The sequence below is a fragment of the Pseudomonas sp. R32 genome, from assembly GCF_009866705.1.
GTDB classification, from domain to species: Bacteria; Pseudomonadota; Gammaproteobacteria; order Pseudomonadales; family Pseudomonadaceae; genus Aquipseudomonas; species Aquipseudomonas donghuensis.
Genome location: NZ_CP019396.1, coordinates 5,073,278 through 5,088,692 on the forward strand (window position 1 = coordinate 5,073,278; position 15,415 = coordinate 5,088,692).

A 15,415-nucleotide genomic window follows, 5' to 3' on the forward strand; every position below is an offset into this window, starting at 1 on the left:
GCTCACAAGCACCCACACGAATTGCTTGATTCAGTTGTTAAAGAGCGGTTGGTTAAGAGCTTTTCGTCTCAACCGAGGCGCGCATTCTACGCTTTCCTCAGAGCCTGTCAAGCGTTTATTTTGAAGTTTTTCAGAATTTCTCTTTCAACTTCAACCACTTGACTCGCTGCGATCTCTCGTCAGCGGGAGGCGAATTCTACAGCGTTTCAAACCGCTGTCAACTGCCTTTTTCACCGCTGCCGATCTTTCGATCGAAGCCCCTCCAGGCAACCCTGAAACTGCTAACTCGTTGAAACTCAAGGAGTTTTCAGTTCCGACTGCGCCGGAAGTGGGGCGAATTATAGACACATCCGCAGGGGCGTCAAGGGTTGATTTCAAACTTTCTCAAATCAACCGCAAAACGCCTTTTGCCTATATATAGAAGGAGCTCTTACTCTGCCTTCAAAGTAATGCGCGCAAATGCCTTCTTGCCCGCCTGGCACACATGGGTCGCGCCAAGTGCAAACATGAAGTCGCGATCAACCACCGCACCGTCGACTTTCACGGCGCCGCCATTGAGCAGATCCCGCGCCATCGCCGAGTTCTTCACCAGACCCGCCCGGTTCAACACGGCAGCGATCGGCAAGCCTTCAGCCGCAGCAACCTCGACATCAGGCAGGTCCTCCGGCAACTCGCCCTCTTTCATACGGTTACCTGCCGCGCGGTGAGCATTGGCGGCAGCCTCCTCACCATGGAAGCGTGCAACGATCTCTTCCGCCAGCTTGATCTTGATGTCACGCGGGTTCGCGCCATTGGCGACATCGGCACGGAACTGCTCGATCTCTTCCATGGAGCGGAAGCTCAGCAGCTCGAAGTAACGCCACATCAAGGTGTCGGGAATCGACACGAGCTTGCTGTACATCACCCCAGGGGCTTCCTGGATGCCGACATAATTGCCCAGCGACTTGGACATCTTCTTCACACCGTCGAGCCCTTCGAGCAGCGGCATGGTCACGATGTTCTGCGCTTCCTGGCCGTAGGCGCGTTGCAGCTCGCGACCCATCAGCAGGTTGAACTTCTGGTCGGTACCGCCGAGCTCGACGTCGCACTTGAGCGCTACCGAGTCATAGCCCTGCACCAGCGGATAGAGGAACTCATGGATCGCGATCGGCTGGTTGGTGGTGTAGCGCTTGTCGAAGTCGTCGCGCTCGAGCATGCGCGCCACGGTGTACTGCGACGCCAGGCGAATGAAATCGGCCGGGCTGAGCTTGTCCATCCAGGTGGAGTTGAACGCGACTTCGGTCTTGGCCGGGTCGAGAATCTTGAACACCTGCTGTTTATAGGTCTCGGCGTTATCCAGCACCTGCTCGCGGGTCAGCGGCGGACGGGTAGCGCTCTTGCCGCTCGGATCACCGATCATGCCGGTGAAGTCGCCGATCAGGAAGATCACCTGGTGGCCCAGGTCCTGGAACTGACGCAGCTTGTTGATCAGGACGGTATGCCCCAGGTGCAGGTCAGGCGCAGTCGGGTCAAATCCCGCCTTGATCCGCAGCGGTTGCCCGCGCTTGAGCTTCTCGACCAACTCGGACTCGACCAGTACCTCTTCCGCTCCACGCTTGATCAGCGCTAGCTGCTCTTCAACCGACTTCATAACAGACCCGTAAGGCTCAGACTCAAAGGGACCCAACCATACAAGATCAGCCATCAAATACAAGTTTTTGCCCCGAGTGTGACCTCGAAGCCGACTGATGACGTCTGCGCGCTTGCGCTGAAGGGGATTTGGTTATATTTTATACAGTTATTTCATCTTCATCATGTCATTCATCTTTTCCACTTCATCTATTTCAAAGTCAATTCATCTATGACCAACGAACCGCCTAAAGCGCCCCCGCTTTATCCGAAGAGCCACCTGTTGGCCGCCAGCGGCATCGCCGCCTTACTCAGCCTGGCCTTGCTGGTGTTTCCATCCAGCGAGGTCGAAGCCAAGAAGACTACCCTGAACCTGGAGCTGGAAAGCCCGGCCGAGCAACTCAAGCAGGAACAGGACGCCCCACTTACCCAGAACACCGATACCGCCCCCTCGCCGTTTGCGCAGATCGACAACAGCGCTACGCCAACCGAGGAAACCGCCAAGGCCGAGCCCGCGCCTGCCGCCGCCGAAGCCGCGCCGGCCAGCAAAGACCCAAGCCACCGCGAAGTTACCGTTAGCCGTGGCGATACCCTGTCGACCCTGTTCACCAAGGTCGGCCTGCCAGCCACCGCCGTGCACGAAGTTCTGGCCAGCAACAAGCAGGCCAAGCAGTTCAGCCAACTCAAGCATGGCCAGGTGCTGCAGATCGAACTGGACAAGGACGGCCAGCTGGCCAGCCTGCACAGCAAGCTCAGCGACCTGGAAACCATTCGCCTGACCAAGAGCGCAAACGGTTACGCGTTCAACCGTGAGATCAGCAAGCCGGTGATGCGTTCCGCCTATGTTCATGGCGTGATCAAGAGCTCGCTGTCGGCCTCGGCCCAGCGCGCCGGCCTGAATCACAACCTGACCATGGATATGGCACGTATCTTTGGCTACGACATCGACTTCGCCCAGGATATCCGCCAGGGCGACGAATTCGACGTGATCTACGAACAGAAGGTCATGAACGGCAAGGTCGTCGGCACCGGCAATATTCTGTCCGCACGCTTTACCAACCGCGGCAAGAGCTTCACCGCGGTGCGCTACACCAACAAGCAAGGCAACACCAACTACTACACCGCTGACGGTAACAGCATGCGCAAGGCGTTCATCCGTACCCCGGTTGATTTCGCCCGCATCAGCTCGCGCTTCTCGGCTGGCCGCAAGCACCCGATCCTGAACAAGATCCGCGCCCACAAAGGCGTCGACTATGCAGCACCGCGCGGTACGCCGATCAAGGCAGCCGGTGATGGCAAGGTCCTGCTCGCGGGCCGCCGCGGCGGTTATGGCAATACCGTGATCATCCAGCACGGCAACCGCTACCAGACGCTCTACGGGCACATGCAGGGCTTCGCCAAGGGCGTGAAGACCGGCGGCACCGTCAAGCAAGGTCAGATCATCGGCTACATCGGCACTACCGGCCTGTCCACTGGCCCACACCTGCATTACGAGTTCCAGGTCAACGGCGTGCACGTCGATCCGCTCGGGCAGAAGCTGCCAATGGCCGACCCGATCGCCAAAGCCGAGCGCCAGCGCTTCCTGCAGCAAAGCCAGCCGCTGGTAGCGCGCATGGACCAGGAAAAGGCCACCCTGCTCGCCTCGAGCAAGCGCTAGGCAATGCCGCTCTATCTTGGTGTGATGTCCGGGACCAGCCTCGATGGCCTGGACATCGCCTTGATCGAACAGGAGCAGCAGGCCACGCTGCTCGCCACTCATTACATCCCCATGCCCGCCAGCCTGCGCCAGGACCTGCTGGAGCTGTGCGCTAGCGGGCCTGACGAGATCGCCCGCGCGGCCCTGGCAGAGAACCAGTGGGTACGCCTCGCAGCCGAAGGCATCCAGCACCTGCTGGCCACCCGTAACCTCAAGCCCGAGGCCATTCGCGCCATCGGCAGCCATGGCCAGACCATCCGTCACGAACCGGCGCGCGGCTTCACCGTGCAGATCGGCAACCCGGCCCTGCTGGCCGAGCTCACCGGCATCAGCGTAGTCAGCGACTTCCGCCGCCGTGATGTTGCCGCCGGCGGCCAGGGCGCACCGCTGGTACCGGCCTTCCACGAAGCGCTGTTCGCCCATCAGGGTCAACGGCTGGCAGTGCTCAACGTCGGCGGTTTCAGCAATCTGAGCCTGATCGAACAGGACAAGCCCGTCAGCGGCTTCGATTGCGGACCGGGTAACGTGTTGCTCGATGCCTGGATCCAGCAGAAGCAGGGGCACAGCTATGACGCCGATGGCGCCTGGGCTGGCACTGGCCAGGTAATCCCCGGTTTGCTCGCGTCTCTGCTAAGCGATCCGTTCTTCGCTGGCAGCGGACCGAAAAGCACCGGTCGCGAGGTGTTCAACCTGCCTTGGCTGCAACTGCACCTGACGTCTCAACCGAGCTACAGGGATGAAGACGTGCAGGCCACCCTGCTGGAGTTGACTGCGCGCAGCATCGTCAGCTCGCTGCAGGCGGCACAGGACGACACCCAGGCGGTGCTGGTCTGCGGTGGCGGCGCGCACAACAGCGTGCTGATGCAGCGCCTGGCAACCCTGCTGCCCAACGCCCGGGTCAGCAGCACTGCGGCGTGCGGCATCGACCCTGACTGGGTTGAAGCCATGGCCTTCGCCTGGCTGGCCCACTGCTGCCTGGAGCATATCCCCGCCAACCGCCCCAGCGTCACTGCTGCCCGTGGCCTGCGAGTACTGGGCGCGATCTACCCGGCATAAACCGCAGATAGCAAAACGCCGCGCATCGGCGCGGCGTTTGCGGTACTGCCCTTGCAATCAGATCGAGAACGAAGAACCGCAACCACAGGTCGTGGTGGCGTTCGGGTTCTTGATGACGAAACGCGAGCCTTCCAGGCCTTCCTGGTAATCCACCTCGGCTCCTGCCAGGTACTGGAAACTCATTGGATCGACGACCAGGGCCACGCCTTCGCGCTCGACGATGGTGTCGTCTTCGGCAACGTCTTCATCAAACGTGAAACCGTACTGAAAACCCGAGCAACCGCCGCCGGTCACGAATACTCGCAACTTCAGGCGATCATTGCCTTCTTCATCGACCAGGGTCTTCACCTTGTGCGCTGCACCCTCAGTGAACTGCAATGCCACGGGGGTGAAGGATTCGACGCTCATGCTGACTATCTCCCGGCGCTATGCCGCCATAATGCGTGATGACGCGCATTATCCGCTTCTCCGAGAAAAGCGGTCAACAATACAAAAGCTGCAAGCGGCTGGCTGCAAGCGATAAGCGGCTCGCGTCCGGCTCTGACATGCAGCTTGAAACCTGCCGTTGGAGGCTTAGGGCAGCAGGCCGGCGTGGGAAAGCCCCATGCGTTCGTCCAGGCCAAAGAGGATGTTGAGGTTCTGTACCGCCTGCCCCGACGCGCCCTTGACCAGGTTGTCGATCACCGACAGCACCACCACCAGGTCGCCGCCTTGCGGACGGTGCACGGCAATCCGGCAGACGTTGGCGCCGCGCACGCTGCGGGTTTCCGGGTGGCTGCCAGCCGGCATTACGTCGACGAACGGTTCATCGGCATAGCGCTTCTCGAACAGCGCCTGCAGATCGACCGAGGTATCGGCGACGGTGGCATACAGGGTCGAATGGATACCGCGGATCATCGGCGTCAAGTGCGGCACAAAGGTCAGGCCTACATCAGTACCAGCCGCCCGGCGCAGGCCCTGGGTAATCTCCGGCAGGTGACGATGGCCCTTGACCGCATAAGCCTTCATGCTCTCGCCCGCCTCACAGAACAGCGAACCGACCGCCGCGCCACGACCGGCGCCGCTGACACCGGACTTGCAGTCGGCAATCAGGCGCGAGGCATCGGCAATGCCAGCTTCGAGCAGCGGCAGGAAGCCCAGCTGGGTGGCGGTAGGATAGCAACCCGGCACGGCGATCAGGCGCGCCTGGCGGATCTGCTCGCGATTGACTTCAGGCAGGCCGTACACCGCATCCTTGAGCAGATCCGGCGCGCCGTGAGGTTGGCCGTACCACTTGGCCCATTCATCGGCGTCCTGCAGGCGGAAGTCCGCGGACAGGTCGATGACCTTGGTGCCAGCGGCCAGCAGCTCGCCCGCCAGGGCATGGGCAACCCCGTGCGGGGTGGCGAAGAACACCACGTCGCAGGCGGCCAGGGTCTTCACGTCTGGCACGCTGAAAGCCAGGCCATCGTAGTGGCCGCGCAGGTTCGGATACATATCGGCAACCGCCAGGCCAGCCTCGGAGCGCGAAGTGATCACCGCCACCTCGGCCTGTGGATGCTGTGCCAACAGACGCAGCAGCTCGACCCCGGTGTAACCCGTGCCGCCAACGATACCGACCTTGACCATAACGCGTGCCCCTTATCAACGAACCAACAGGAAAGCCCAAGATAATAGGGGCGCTGAAACACGCCTACAACTGTTGCGATGGCCCGCAAGCCCCCTAGCCTCTACTATCTGACGACCGTGAACCCTGAAGGAACTCAACCCCATGCTTTTTCTCTGGATCAAAGCGCTGCATATCGTCAGCGTGGTCTGCTGGTTCGCCGGCCTGTTCTACCTGCCGCGCTTGTTCGTCTACCACGCGCAAAGCCAGGACAGCACCAGCCAGGAGCGCTTCGTGATCATGGAGCGCAAGCTGTACCGCGGGATCATGCTGCCGGCAATGATCGCCAGCCTGGTCTTCGGCATCTGGCTGCTGAGCCTGACGCCCGGCTTTCTCAGCCAGGGCTGGATGCACGCCAAACTGACCCTGGTGGTGTTGCTGGTCGGTTACCACCATATGTGCGGCGCGCAGCTCAAACGCTTCGCCCGTGGCGAAAACAAACGCAGCCACGTGTTCTACCGCTGGTTCAATGAAGTACCGGTGCTGGTCTTGCTGGCCGTGGTAATTCTGGTGGTGGTCAAACCGTTCTAACCTAAGCCCATAATCAGCCTCGGGAAACCTGCCATGTCATTGCCTGCCCTGCTCGAACAACGCTTGCGCCTGCCGGTCGTAGCGGCACCGATGTTTCTGATCTCCAACCCGCAGCTGGTGCTGGCCTGTTGTGCCAACGGCGTGGTCGGTAGTTTCCCGGCGCTGAACCAGCGCGACAGTGCCGGTTTCGAGGCCTGGCTGGAGGAGATCGAAGCCGGCCTGACGGCCCTCGACAAGCCTGCGCCGTACGCAGTCAATCTGATCGTGCATCAGAGCAACCCGCGCCTGCAGGCGGACCTGGCGCTGTGCGTCAAGCACCGGGTGCCCATCGTCATCACCAGCCTGGGGGCCGTCAAGGAGGTGGTTGATGCCGTGCACAGCTACGGCGGCCTGGTGTTTCATGACGTGACCACGCGCCGGCATGCCGAGAAAGCCGCCGAAGCCGGCGTCGATGGCTTGATTGCCGTAGCCGCCGGCGCTGGCGGGCACGCCGGGACCTGGAGCCCGTTCGCGCTGATCGCCGAAATCCGTCAGTTCTTCAGCAAGACCCTGTTGCTGGCTGGCTGCATCAACCGCGGCCATGAAGTGCTCGCCGCACAGTTGCTGGGGGCAGACCTGGCTTACCTGGGCACGCGCTTTATCGCCACCCATGAAAGCCTGGCGCCGGGACCCTACAAAGAAATGATGCTTGAAGCCAAGGCAGCCGATATCATCCACACCGCTGCGGTTTCCGGGGTACCTGCAAGCTTTATGCGCCAGAGCCTGGAAAACGCCGGTTTCGACATGACCGCCCTGCGCACCCATACCGAAACCAAGCTCAAACCCATCGACGACGAGGCCAAGGCCTGGAAGACCGTCTGGTCTGCCGGACAAGGTGTCGGTGCTATCGACCAGTTGTGCTCGGTCGAGCAACTGATTACCCGCCTGGATGCCGAGTACCGCCAGGCGCATGCCTCGGCCACAGCCCTGAGCCGCCACTGGCCGGGCTGATTCACGCGTTATCAAGGCAAAGGAAGCCCGCATGAACAACACCCTCACCTTCGCAAACGAACTGATGAGCCCGCAAGGCCGAATCGGTCGGCTCCGCCTTCTGGCCTGGAGCCTGGGTTTGATTGCGGCCACTGTAGCCTGCGCGCTGCTGCTGGGTTGGGTGACCAGTGCAGTGTGGAAAGACGCTGCCGCACTGTTCCTGATTGCTGCCCTTATCGCTCGAATCATGAGCATGATCTTCTTCGTCAAGCGCCTCCACGACCTGAACTGGAGTGGCTGGTTCTGCTGGGCAGTGTTGTTGCCCTGGGTCGGCAATTTCCTGCTGCTGCTCCTGCTGGTGATGCCTGGCAATCGAGGCAACAATCGCTTCGGACCTGCCCCGCCGCCCAACAGCATGGCCGTCGTTATTCTGGCCTCGATGTGGCTGGTGGTGATCGTTGGCGCAGTGGTGTTGACCGTGTTCCGGCCCGGTATCTGAATCACACCGGCAGCACCTCACGCCCGCTACCTGTAAACTGCGCACTTTGGCCACTCTTCCCGACTGGAGAACTGCATGACCCGTTACGCCATGATCACCGGTGCCTCCAGCGGCTTAGGCCTGGCACTGGCCGAGGCGCTGGCACGTCGGGGACGCAATCTGATCCTGGTGGCCCGCCAGCGTGACCCGCTGGAAAGCATCGCCATCGAGCTGACCCAGCGCTTTGGCGTCGAAGTGCTGTTTCGTGCCTGCGACCTGGGCGAGCCGTTGCGCCTGTCGGGGTTTCTGCTGGAGCTGGAAGAAAGCGAGCGGCATATCGACCTGCTGGTCAACTGCGCCGGCATCCGTTCCTACGGCCACTTCCTGGCCCAGGAGTGGAGTGATGAACAGGACCTGATCGAGGTGAATATCCTGGCCTTGAGCCGCCTTTGCCACGCCCTGGGTAATGCCATGGCGGTTCAGGGCGGCGGGCAGATCCTCAACGTTGCGTCCCTCGCCGCCTTTGCCCCGGGCCCCTGGATGAGCAGCTATGCGGCGAGCAAAGCCTATGTGCTGCACTTTTCCGAAGGCCTGCGTGAAGAACTCAAGCGCACCGGCATCAAGGTTTCGGTGCTCTGCCCAGGTCCCGTGCGCTCGCCGTTGCGGCGCATCCCACGGTTGGAGAAAGGCCAGCGCAGCCTGAGCCCCGAGGAAGTGGCGCTGTATACCGTTCGCGCCCTGGACAAGAACCGCGCCCTGATCATCCCTGGCTGCCGCAACCGCTGGCTGGCCTTCAGCCCTCGCCTGTTGTCGCGCTGGGTAACGCGCAAGCTGGCCGGCGCCATCAACCAGGCCTATTGCCCCCGCTAGTAGCACAGGGCTGGGCGCACGCGCCTGGCCTGCGTACACTCAAGTCCGATTACTCTCATGGAGCAGCCGTAGTGGATACTCTGTTTACCAAGATCATCAACCGGGAGATCCCGGCCAGGATCATCTACGAGGACGACCAGGTTCTGGCCTTCCACGATATCGCCCCGCAGGCACCGGTCCATTTTCTGGTTATCCCGAAAAAACCGATCCGCACCCTCAACGACCTGACCGAAGCAGACAAAGGCCTGGCCGGGCACCTCCTCTTCACCGCTCAGCGGCTGGCCAAGGAACTGGGCTGCGAAGAAGGCTTTCGCGTGGTCATGAACTGTAATGAGCAAGGTGGGCAGACCGTCTACCACATTCACATGCACGTGCTTGGCCAGCGTCAGATGCACTGGCCACCGGGCTGATCCAGGGCAAGCCCCGGCATCGCGATTGGGGTAAACTGTCGGGCACATTCTTGCGGAGGTGCCCGATGGCTACCGAACGTCACTATTCCCCGCTCGACCGCTTGTTGTTGCAGGCCGACACCGCCATGCGCACCTTGCTGCCCTTCAGCGGCCAACCTGCCCGACCGTCACCGGCGATCATCCAGCCGGACGTTACCCTGGACGAAACGCAAACCCGCCATGTGGCCGGGCTCATGCGTATCAACCATACCGGTGAAGTCTGCGCCCAGGCGCTCTATCAGGGCCAGGCCCTGACCGCCAAGTTGCCTCAGGTGCGCAAGGCCATGGAGCACGCCGCCGAAGAAGAGATCGACCACCTGGCCTGGTGCGAGCAGCGTATTCGCCAGCTTGGCAGCCACCCCAGCGTGCTCAACCCGCTGTTCTACGGCATGTCCTTCGGTATTGGCGCCTTTGCCGGCCTGGTCAGCGACAAGGTTAGCCTGGGCTTTGTCGCCGCCACCGAGCATCAGGTGTGCAAGCACCTGGACGAGCACCTGGAGCAGATCCCGGCCGAAGATGAAAAGTCCCGGGCGATTCTTGAACAGATGCGTATCGACGAAGAGCAACATGCCGAGTCCGCCCTGGATGCGGGCGGCTTTCGCTTCCCGGCGCCAGTGAAGTTCGGCATGAGCCTTATGGCCAAGGTCATGACCAAAAGCACTTATCGTATCTAGGACAGTCGATGACAGAGCGCTTCGATGCCAAGGACCTGGCCCGCGCAGTTAGCGCCGGCGTTCTGAACCCGGGCCAGGACCAGGCCCTGCTTGAATTTCTCAAGCGCCAGCCACAAGCCCAGGCCAGCTTTCAGCTGGCCCATGTGGCGTTTTACTTCGGCGCCCTGCTGATCATGGCCGCCATGGGCTGGTTGCTCAGTGAAGCCTGGATGCGCATCGGTGACAGTGCCCTGCTGCTGCTTGCCCTGGTGTACATCGGCGCGCTGACCCTGGGTGGTTTACTCCTGCAACGCCGCGGCCAACTGATCCCCGCCGGGGTACTTGCCGCGGTGGCGGTGAGTATCGTGCCGCTGGCGGTGTTTGCCGTGGAACGGCTCAGCGGTTTCTGGCCGCTGGACGATGCCCAGGGCAACTACCATCACTACTACACCTACGTGCAGGGCGGCTGGCTGCTGATGGAAGCGGCGACAGTACTGGTCGGCTTGCTGATGCTGCGGCTGATCCCTTTCCCGTTCATCGTCATGCCGATCGCCGTGGCCTTGTGGTTCATGTCCATGGACTTGAGCGAATGGTTCTACGGCGAAGCCTTCGACTGGACTCAACGGCGCACAGTGTCGCTGTGGTTTGGCCTGGCGATGCTGCTGGTGTTCCTGGTGATCGACGGCCGCACCCGACAAGACTATGCGTTCTGGGGTTATCTGGCCGGATTGCTGGCATTCTGGCTCGGCTTGCCGCTGCTGGACACCGACAGTGAATGGGACAAAGCCCTGTACGGCCTGATCAATCTCGGTCTGATGGGCATTGCGGTACTGCTGCGCCGGCCGCTGTTCATGGTCTTTGGCGGCATCGGCGTGGCAATGTACCTGGGCTATCTGTCTTACCAGGTGTTTGCCGAATCGCTGCTGTTCCCGGTGGTGCTGACCTTTATCGGCCTGGGCGTGATTGGCCTGGGCCTGCAGTACCAGAAACACCGCGAGAATCTGAGCAGTTGGCTACGGGCACAACTGCCGGAGGGTATGCTCAATCTATTGCCAGGGCTGCGTCGCTGATGCTCAGGCTGTTTTGTGTTCGCTTGTTGCAAAGCCTGGGTCTGGCGCTGGTGGCCTACCTGTTCGTGTGCCTGATGACCGCCAGCATGAGGGAGGAGCCCTTCAGCCTGACGCTGCCAGAAATCTCCCAACCTGATGGCAACAGTGCTGTCGATTTGCTGCTGTTCTCACTGCCAGGGCAACTGCTGTTCGTGTTGGTCGGCTGTTTTATCCACAGGCGGCGACTGCTCGGTAGAGGCTTTGTGCTGTTCGCCGCGCTGACGGCCTTGCTGCAATGCCTGCTGTTTGCCAATGCCTTTGGCAATACCTGGAGCACAGCAGAAATCTTTGGCTTGCTTGGCTTTAACCTGCATTGGTTGGTGGTGGCGCTGGTTCCAGGGTTGGCCTGGTTGTTTGGGTTGGAGCGCCTGCGCGGTTAACCTGATCGCGGGTCAAGCCCGCCCCCACAACCCGCAGGAGCGGGCTTGCCCCGCGATGGCTGGCCATCAACCGAGCTCGACGATCTCGTAGCTGTGGGTGATCTCGACACCAGCCCGGCCGAGCATGATCGAAGCCGAGCAGTACTTCTCTGCCGACAGCTCGACCGCACGCTTGACCTGGGCCTCTTTCAGGCCACGGCCCTTGACCACGAAGTTCAGGTGGATCTTGGTGAACACCTTCGGGTCTTCACTGGCGCGCTCGGCTTCAAGGAAGGCTTCGCAGCTCTCCACCGCCTGGCGGGATTTTTTCAGGATGCTGACCACATCGAAGTTGCTGCAGCCACCCAGGCCCAGTAGCAGCATTTCCATGGGCCGCACACCCAGGTTGCGACCACCGGCCTCGGGCGGGCCGTCCATCACGACCACATGGCCGCTACCCGATTCGCCCAGAAACATGGCTTCACCTGCCCACTGGATACGCGCCTTCATTACCTGGACTCCCTTGTTCGAAAAAAGGCTGCCAGCTTAGACCCTGCGGGCCCGGTGGAAAAGCTCAAGCGCACGACTAAATCTGCCGATAGAGGGGCGAGTGTCTGATAAGCTGACGCCAAATCACTGGCGCTTATCGCCAGACAACCTATAAAAGAAATTGAAGCGTCGCCTCCTGACCGGGATCCAGCCATGGTTGCATCAGCCCTTCCAGCCAAGATCAAGAACATCGACAAGCTGCTGGTCCATTGCCAGCGCCGCCGCTATGCGGCCAAGAGCAACATCATCTGCGCCGGCGACAAGGCCGAAACCCTGTCGTTCATCATCAAGGGTTCGGTGACCATCCTGATTGAAGATGACGATGGTCACGAAATGATCATCGCCTACCTCAACAGCGGTGATTTCTTCGGCGAGCTGGGGCTGTTCGAACCGGCAGGCCAGGAACAGCGGCGCAGCGCCTGGGTCCGGGCCAAAAGCGAGTGTGAAGTTGCGGAAATCAGCTACGAGAAATTCCGCGAGCTGGCCCGCCATGACCCGGAGATTCTCTACGCGCTGGGCAGCCAGATGGCACAACGTCTGCGCAATACGACGCGCAAGGTCGGCGACCTGGCGTTTTTCGACGTCACTGGCCGGGTTGCCCGCTGCCTGCTGGAGTTGTGCAAGCAGCCGGATGCCATGACCCACCCGGACGGCATGCAGATCAAGATCACCCGCCAGGAGATTGGCCGGATCGTCGGTTGCTCACGAGAAATGGTCGGCCGCGTGCTCAAGGACCTTGAAGAACGCAGCCTGGTGCACGTAAAAGGCAAGACCATGGTGGTCTTCGGTACCCGCTAATCGCGGGCGATCCCCTTGATCACCTCGGCATAGGCCTGGCCAAGGCGCTCGAGCAACGGCGCCTGGGGCACCACTTCGTGCAGGGCAATATGACTGTCGGCCAGGCAGCGCTGTTCCAGCTCACAGCATTCATTGAAGCGGTTGACCGCTGCCACCATCGACTCGCGTTCGTTATCCAGCAACAACGCACCATGCACCAGCACCACCGGACGCTTGCCGCCCAGGCCCTGGCGCCAGCGCTGGGCGGTGCCGACCAGCTTGCGGCCGTTGAGGTTGACGTTGTAGCGCCCATCACAGAACGCCCCTTCGATTTCCCCCACCGACGCCAACCCGCCCCACTCGCGCAGCACATCACACAACGGCAGGCACAGGCGCTCGTAGGCGTTTTCAATTCGCCCGTGGTCGCCCTCGCTTTTCGGTGCCACATACACCAGGGCGATGTTGATCACCGCAGGCGACTGCGGCACCGGCTCACCACCGGTTTCGCGCAACAATACCGGCCAGCCGGCAATCGCAAGCTCGGCACAGGCGGCCTCGAAACCTTCCAGGCGGCTCATGCGCCGGGGCATGACCAAGGCGTGGTCAGTCGGACGCCAGAACAACAGGCCATGATCCTTTTCGCCTTTGCACACAGCCGCCAGCAGCTCCTGCTCGGTGTGCAGCCCGGCCTCGACAGTGACATCCACCACTTGATCAGTCATCGCATTAACCTTGTAGAGACAAAAAAGCCGGCATTGCCGGCTTCAGAGTTGGTTCAATCCAGGGCTTGCACCGGGTTCTGCACCGCGCGCGCCGGGAAGAACAGGCGCTGCAGTTCCAGCCCCGGGTGCTCGGCACGCATGAACGCTTCGCCGACCAGGAAGGAATACACCTCGTTGATTTCCATCAGCTCGACATCGGCGCGGTTGAGGATGCCGCTCTCGGTGATGGCCAGGCGATCACGGGGGATGCGCGGCAGCAGGTCGAGTGTGGTTTCCAGGCTGACGTCAAAGGTATGCAGGTTGCGATTGTTGACCCCGACCAGCGGTGTGTCGAGGGTCTTCAGCGCCCGCTCCAGCTCGTCGCCGTCGTGTACTTCAACCAGCACGTCGAGGCCTACGCTTTTTGCCGTGGCGGCAAGTTCGGCCATCTTCACGTCATCCAGCGCCGCAACGATCAGCAGTACACAATCGGCGCCGAGCGCCCGAGCTTCGACGATCTGGTAAGGATCGATCATGAAGTCCTTGCGGATCACCGGCAGTTTGCAGGCGGCACGCGCCTGTTGCAGGTAGATGTCGCCGCCCTGGAAGTAATCGACATCGGTCAGCACCGACAGGCAGGTCGCCCCGCCCTTCTCGTAGCTGACGGCGATGTCGGCCGGAATGAAGTTTTCACGGATCACGCCCTTGCTTGGCGAGGCTTTCTTGATCTCGGCAATGACTGCCGGCTGCTTGCGCCTGGCCTGCTCGATCAAGGCCTTGGCAAAGCCGCGCGGAGCATCGGCGACTGCCGCCATACGCTCGAGCTCCGCCAGGCTGACCCGTGCGCTGCGCTCGGCGACTTCCTCAACCTTGCGGGCGAGAATCTTTTCCAGAACCGTCGGCACACTCATCCTTCATTCTCCTGCTTGAATACCGCGGTAAAGGCGCCCAGTTCTTCGAGTTTTTCCCGGGCAAGGCCGGTGTGCAGAGCATCGTGCGCAAGCTCCACGCCCTGCTTGAGGCTCATGGCGTGGTCGGCCGCGTACAGCGCAGCGCCAGCATTGAGCACGATCATTTCCGCAGCCTTCTGGCCGTTCTCGGTCTTGCGCCGGCCCAGGGCATCGCGGATCAGCTCCAGCGACTGGGCCGGGCTGTCCACGGCCAGGCCGTGCAGGCTCTGGCTCTTCATGCCGAGGTCTTCGGGTTCGACCCAATATTCAGTGATCTGGTCGTTCTTGAGTTCGGCAACGAATGTCGGCGCCGCCAGGCTGAATTCATCCAGGCCATCTTTCGAGTGCACCACCAATACATGCTTGCTGCCCAGGCGTTGCAGCACTTCAGCCAGCGGGCGGCACAGCGCCTGGGTGAATACGCCAACGACCTGGTGCTTGACCCCGGCCGGATTCGTAAGCGGGCCGAGCATGTTGAACAGGGTACGCAGGCCCAGGTCACGACGTGGGCCGGCGGCGAACTTCATCGCCTTATGGTGGGTCTGGGCAAACATGAAGCCGATGCCGACGCTGTCGATGCAGCGCGCCACTTGTACCGGCGTCAGGTTCAGGTAGATACCGGCTGCTTCCAGCAGGTCGGCGCTGCCGCTCTTGCCCGAGACCGCACGGTTACCGTGCTTGGCCACAGTGCAGCCGGCCGCGGCGACGACGAAGGCCGAAGCGGTGGATACGTTGAAAATGTTGGCGCCATCACCGCCGGTGCCGACCACATCGACCACCTGGTCGAGGGTGAGGGTGTTGAGCTCGACCTTGTCAGCCAGCTCACGCATCACCGACACGGCACCGACGATTTCGTCGATGCTCTCGCTCTTCATGCGCATGCCCATCATGAAGGCGCCGATCTGCGCCTCGCTGCATTGGCCGGTCATGATTTCGCGCATGACGTCGCGCATTTCTTCGGTGCTCAGGTCCAGATGACCGACGATGCGGCTCAGCGCGCTCTTGATATCCATGT

General features: G+C 61.5%; 18 protein-coding genes. 11 read left to right on the forward strand and 7 right to left on the reverse strand.

The window, feature by feature from the left end; all coding sequences use genetic code 11:
• Positions 1 to 430: 430 nt before the first annotated feature.
• On the reverse strand, positions 431 to 1,630 hold the full coding sequence (tyrS, locus tag PspR32_RS23475; protein ID WP_010221482.1) for a tyrosine--tRNA ligase: 1,200 nt from the start codon (positions 1,628 to 1,630) through the stop codon (positions 431 to 433).
• A 210-nt stretch (positions 1,631 to 1,840) separates the two neighbouring features.
• Here tyrS and PspR32_RS23485 point away from each other — a divergent pair, with 210 nt between their 5' ends.
• Complete coding sequence (locus tag PspR32_RS23485) at positions 1,841 to 3,265, forward strand: peptidoglycan DD-metalloendopeptidase family protein (protein WP_010221481.1); 1,425 nt, start codon at positions 1,841 to 1,843, stop codon at positions 3,263 to 3,265.
• A 3-nt stretch (positions 3,266 to 3,268) separates the two neighbouring features.
• Positions 3,269 to 4,360, forward strand: coding sequence for an anhydro-N-acetylmuramic acid kinase (locus PspR32_RS23490; RefSeq protein ID WP_159389232.1), 1,092 nt, complete (start codon positions 3,269 to 3,271; stop codon positions 4,358 to 4,360).
• Between the two features lie 57 nt (positions 4,361 to 4,417).
• On the opposite strand, the gene erpA is transcribed toward PspR32_RS23490, so the two are convergent.
• Positions 4,418 to 4,768, reverse strand: coding sequence for an iron-sulfur cluster insertion protein ErpA (gene erpA, locus PspR32_RS23495; RefSeq protein WP_010221479.1), 351 nt, complete (start codon positions 4,766 to 4,768; stop codon positions 4,418 to 4,420).
• Between the two features lie 165 nt (positions 4,769 to 4,933).
• Positions 4,934 to 5,968, reverse strand: coding sequence for an N-acetyl-gamma-glutamyl-phosphate reductase (argC, locus tag PspR32_RS23500; protein ID WP_010221478.1), 1,035 nt, complete (start codon positions 5,966 to 5,968; stop codon positions 4,934 to 4,936).
• 142 nt (positions 5,969 to 6,110) lie between these two features.
• On the opposite strand from argC, the gene hemJ reads away from it, so the two are divergent.
• The 8 genes from hemJ to PspR32_RS23540 all read left to right on the forward strand — a co-directional run bounded on the left by hemJ (position 6,111) and on the right by PspR32_RS23540 (position 11,444).
• Positions 6,111 to 6,536, forward strand: a complete 426-nt coding sequence (hemJ, locus tag PspR32_RS23505) for a protoporphyrinogen oxidase HemJ (protein WP_010221477.1) — start codon at positions 6,111 to 6,113, stop codon at positions 6,534 to 6,536.
• 33 nt (positions 6,537 to 6,569) lie between these two features.
• Positions 6,570 to 7,526 carry an NAD(P)H-dependent flavin oxidoreductase gene (locus PspR32_RS23510; protein WP_010221476.1) on the forward strand — a complete coding sequence of 319 codons (957 nt, stop codon included), beginning with the start codon at positions 6,570 to 6,572 and terminating at the stop codon, positions 7,524 to 7,526.
• Positions 7,527 to 7,557: 31 nt separating this feature from the next.
• On the forward strand, positions 7,558 to 8,004 hold the full coding sequence (locus tag PspR32_RS23515) for a DUF805 domain-containing protein (RefSeq protein ID WP_010221475.1): 447 nt from the start codon (positions 7,558 to 7,560) through the stop codon (positions 8,002 to 8,004).
• A gap of 75 nt (positions 8,005 to 8,079) precedes the next feature.
• Positions 8,080 to 8,853, forward strand: a complete 774-nt coding sequence (locus tag PspR32_RS23520) for an SDR family NAD(P)-dependent oxidoreductase (protein WP_159389233.1) — start codon at positions 8,080 to 8,082, stop codon at positions 8,851 to 8,853.
• Positions 8,854 to 8,924: 71 nt separating this feature from the next.
• Positions 8,925 to 9,263, forward strand: a complete 339-nt coding sequence (locus tag PspR32_RS23525; RefSeq protein WP_010221473.1) for a histidine triad nucleotide-binding protein — start codon at positions 8,925 to 8,927, stop codon at positions 9,261 to 9,263.
• 65 nt (positions 9,264 to 9,328) lie between these two features.
• A complete protein-coding gene (coq7, locus tag PspR32_RS23530) occupies positions 9,329 to 9,976 on the forward strand; it encodes a 2-polyprenyl-3-methyl-6-methoxy-1,4-benzoquinone monooxygenase (protein ID WP_010221472.1) in 648 nt (215 codons plus the stop codon).
• An 8-nt stretch (positions 9,977 to 9,984) separates the two neighbouring features.
• Positions 9,985 to 11,025, forward strand: a complete 1,041-nt coding sequence (locus PspR32_RS23535) for a DUF2157 domain-containing protein (protein WP_036995070.1) — start codon at positions 9,985 to 9,987, stop codon at positions 11,023 to 11,025.
• Complete coding sequence (locus PspR32_RS23540; RefSeq protein WP_159389234.1) at positions 11,025 to 11,444, forward strand: hypothetical protein; 420 nt, start codon at positions 11,025 to 11,027, stop codon at positions 11,442 to 11,444. The genes PspR32_RS23535 and PspR32_RS23540 overlap by 1 nt, the downstream gene beginning before the upstream one ends.
• Positions 11,445 to 11,510: 66 nt before the next feature.
• Here the strand turns inward: PspR32_RS23540 and PspR32_RS23545 are convergent, their stop codons facing one another.
• Positions 11,511 to 11,933, reverse strand: coding sequence for an OsmC family protein (locus PspR32_RS23545; protein ID WP_010221469.1), 423 nt, complete (start codon positions 11,931 to 11,933; stop codon positions 11,511 to 11,513).
• A 192-nt stretch (positions 11,934 to 12,125) separates the two neighbouring features.
• On the opposite strand from PspR32_RS23545, the gene crp reads away from it, so the two are divergent.
• Positions 12,126 to 12,770 (forward strand): cAMP-activated global transcriptional regulator CRP, encoded by a 645-nt coding sequence (crp, locus tag PspR32_RS23550; protein WP_010221468.1) that lies wholly within the window; start codon positions 12,126 to 12,128, stop codon positions 12,768 to 12,770.
• On the opposite strand, the gene PspR32_RS23555 is transcribed toward crp, so the two are convergent.
• Genes PspR32_RS23555 through trpD form a run of 3 tightly spaced genes read right to left on the reverse strand, consistent with a single transcriptional unit; the run spans position 12,767 to position 15,413 of the window.
• On the reverse strand, positions 12,767 to 13,471 hold the full coding sequence (locus PspR32_RS23555) for a lipoate--protein ligase family protein (RefSeq protein WP_010221467.1): 705 nt from the start codon (positions 13,469 to 13,471) through the stop codon (positions 12,767 to 12,769). The two genes, crp and PspR32_RS23555, sit on opposite strands and share 4 nt — an antisense overlap.
• A gap of 53 nt (positions 13,472 to 13,524) precedes the next feature.
• Positions 13,525 to 14,361, reverse strand: a complete 837-nt coding sequence (trpC, locus tag PspR32_RS23560; RefSeq protein ID WP_159389235.1) for an indole-3-glycerol phosphate synthase TrpC — start codon at positions 14,359 to 14,361, stop codon at positions 13,525 to 13,527.
• The gene (trpD, locus tag PspR32_RS23565) at positions 14,358 to 15,413 is read right to left on the reverse strand and encodes an anthranilate phosphoribosyltransferase (RefSeq protein WP_159389236.1); all 1,056 of its coding nucleotides are present in this window, start codon (positions 15,411 to 15,413) and stop codon (positions 14,358 to 14,360) included. Before trpD ends, trpC begins: the two co-directional genes overlap by 4 nt.
• Positions 15,414 to 15,415: the final 2 nt, after the last annotated feature.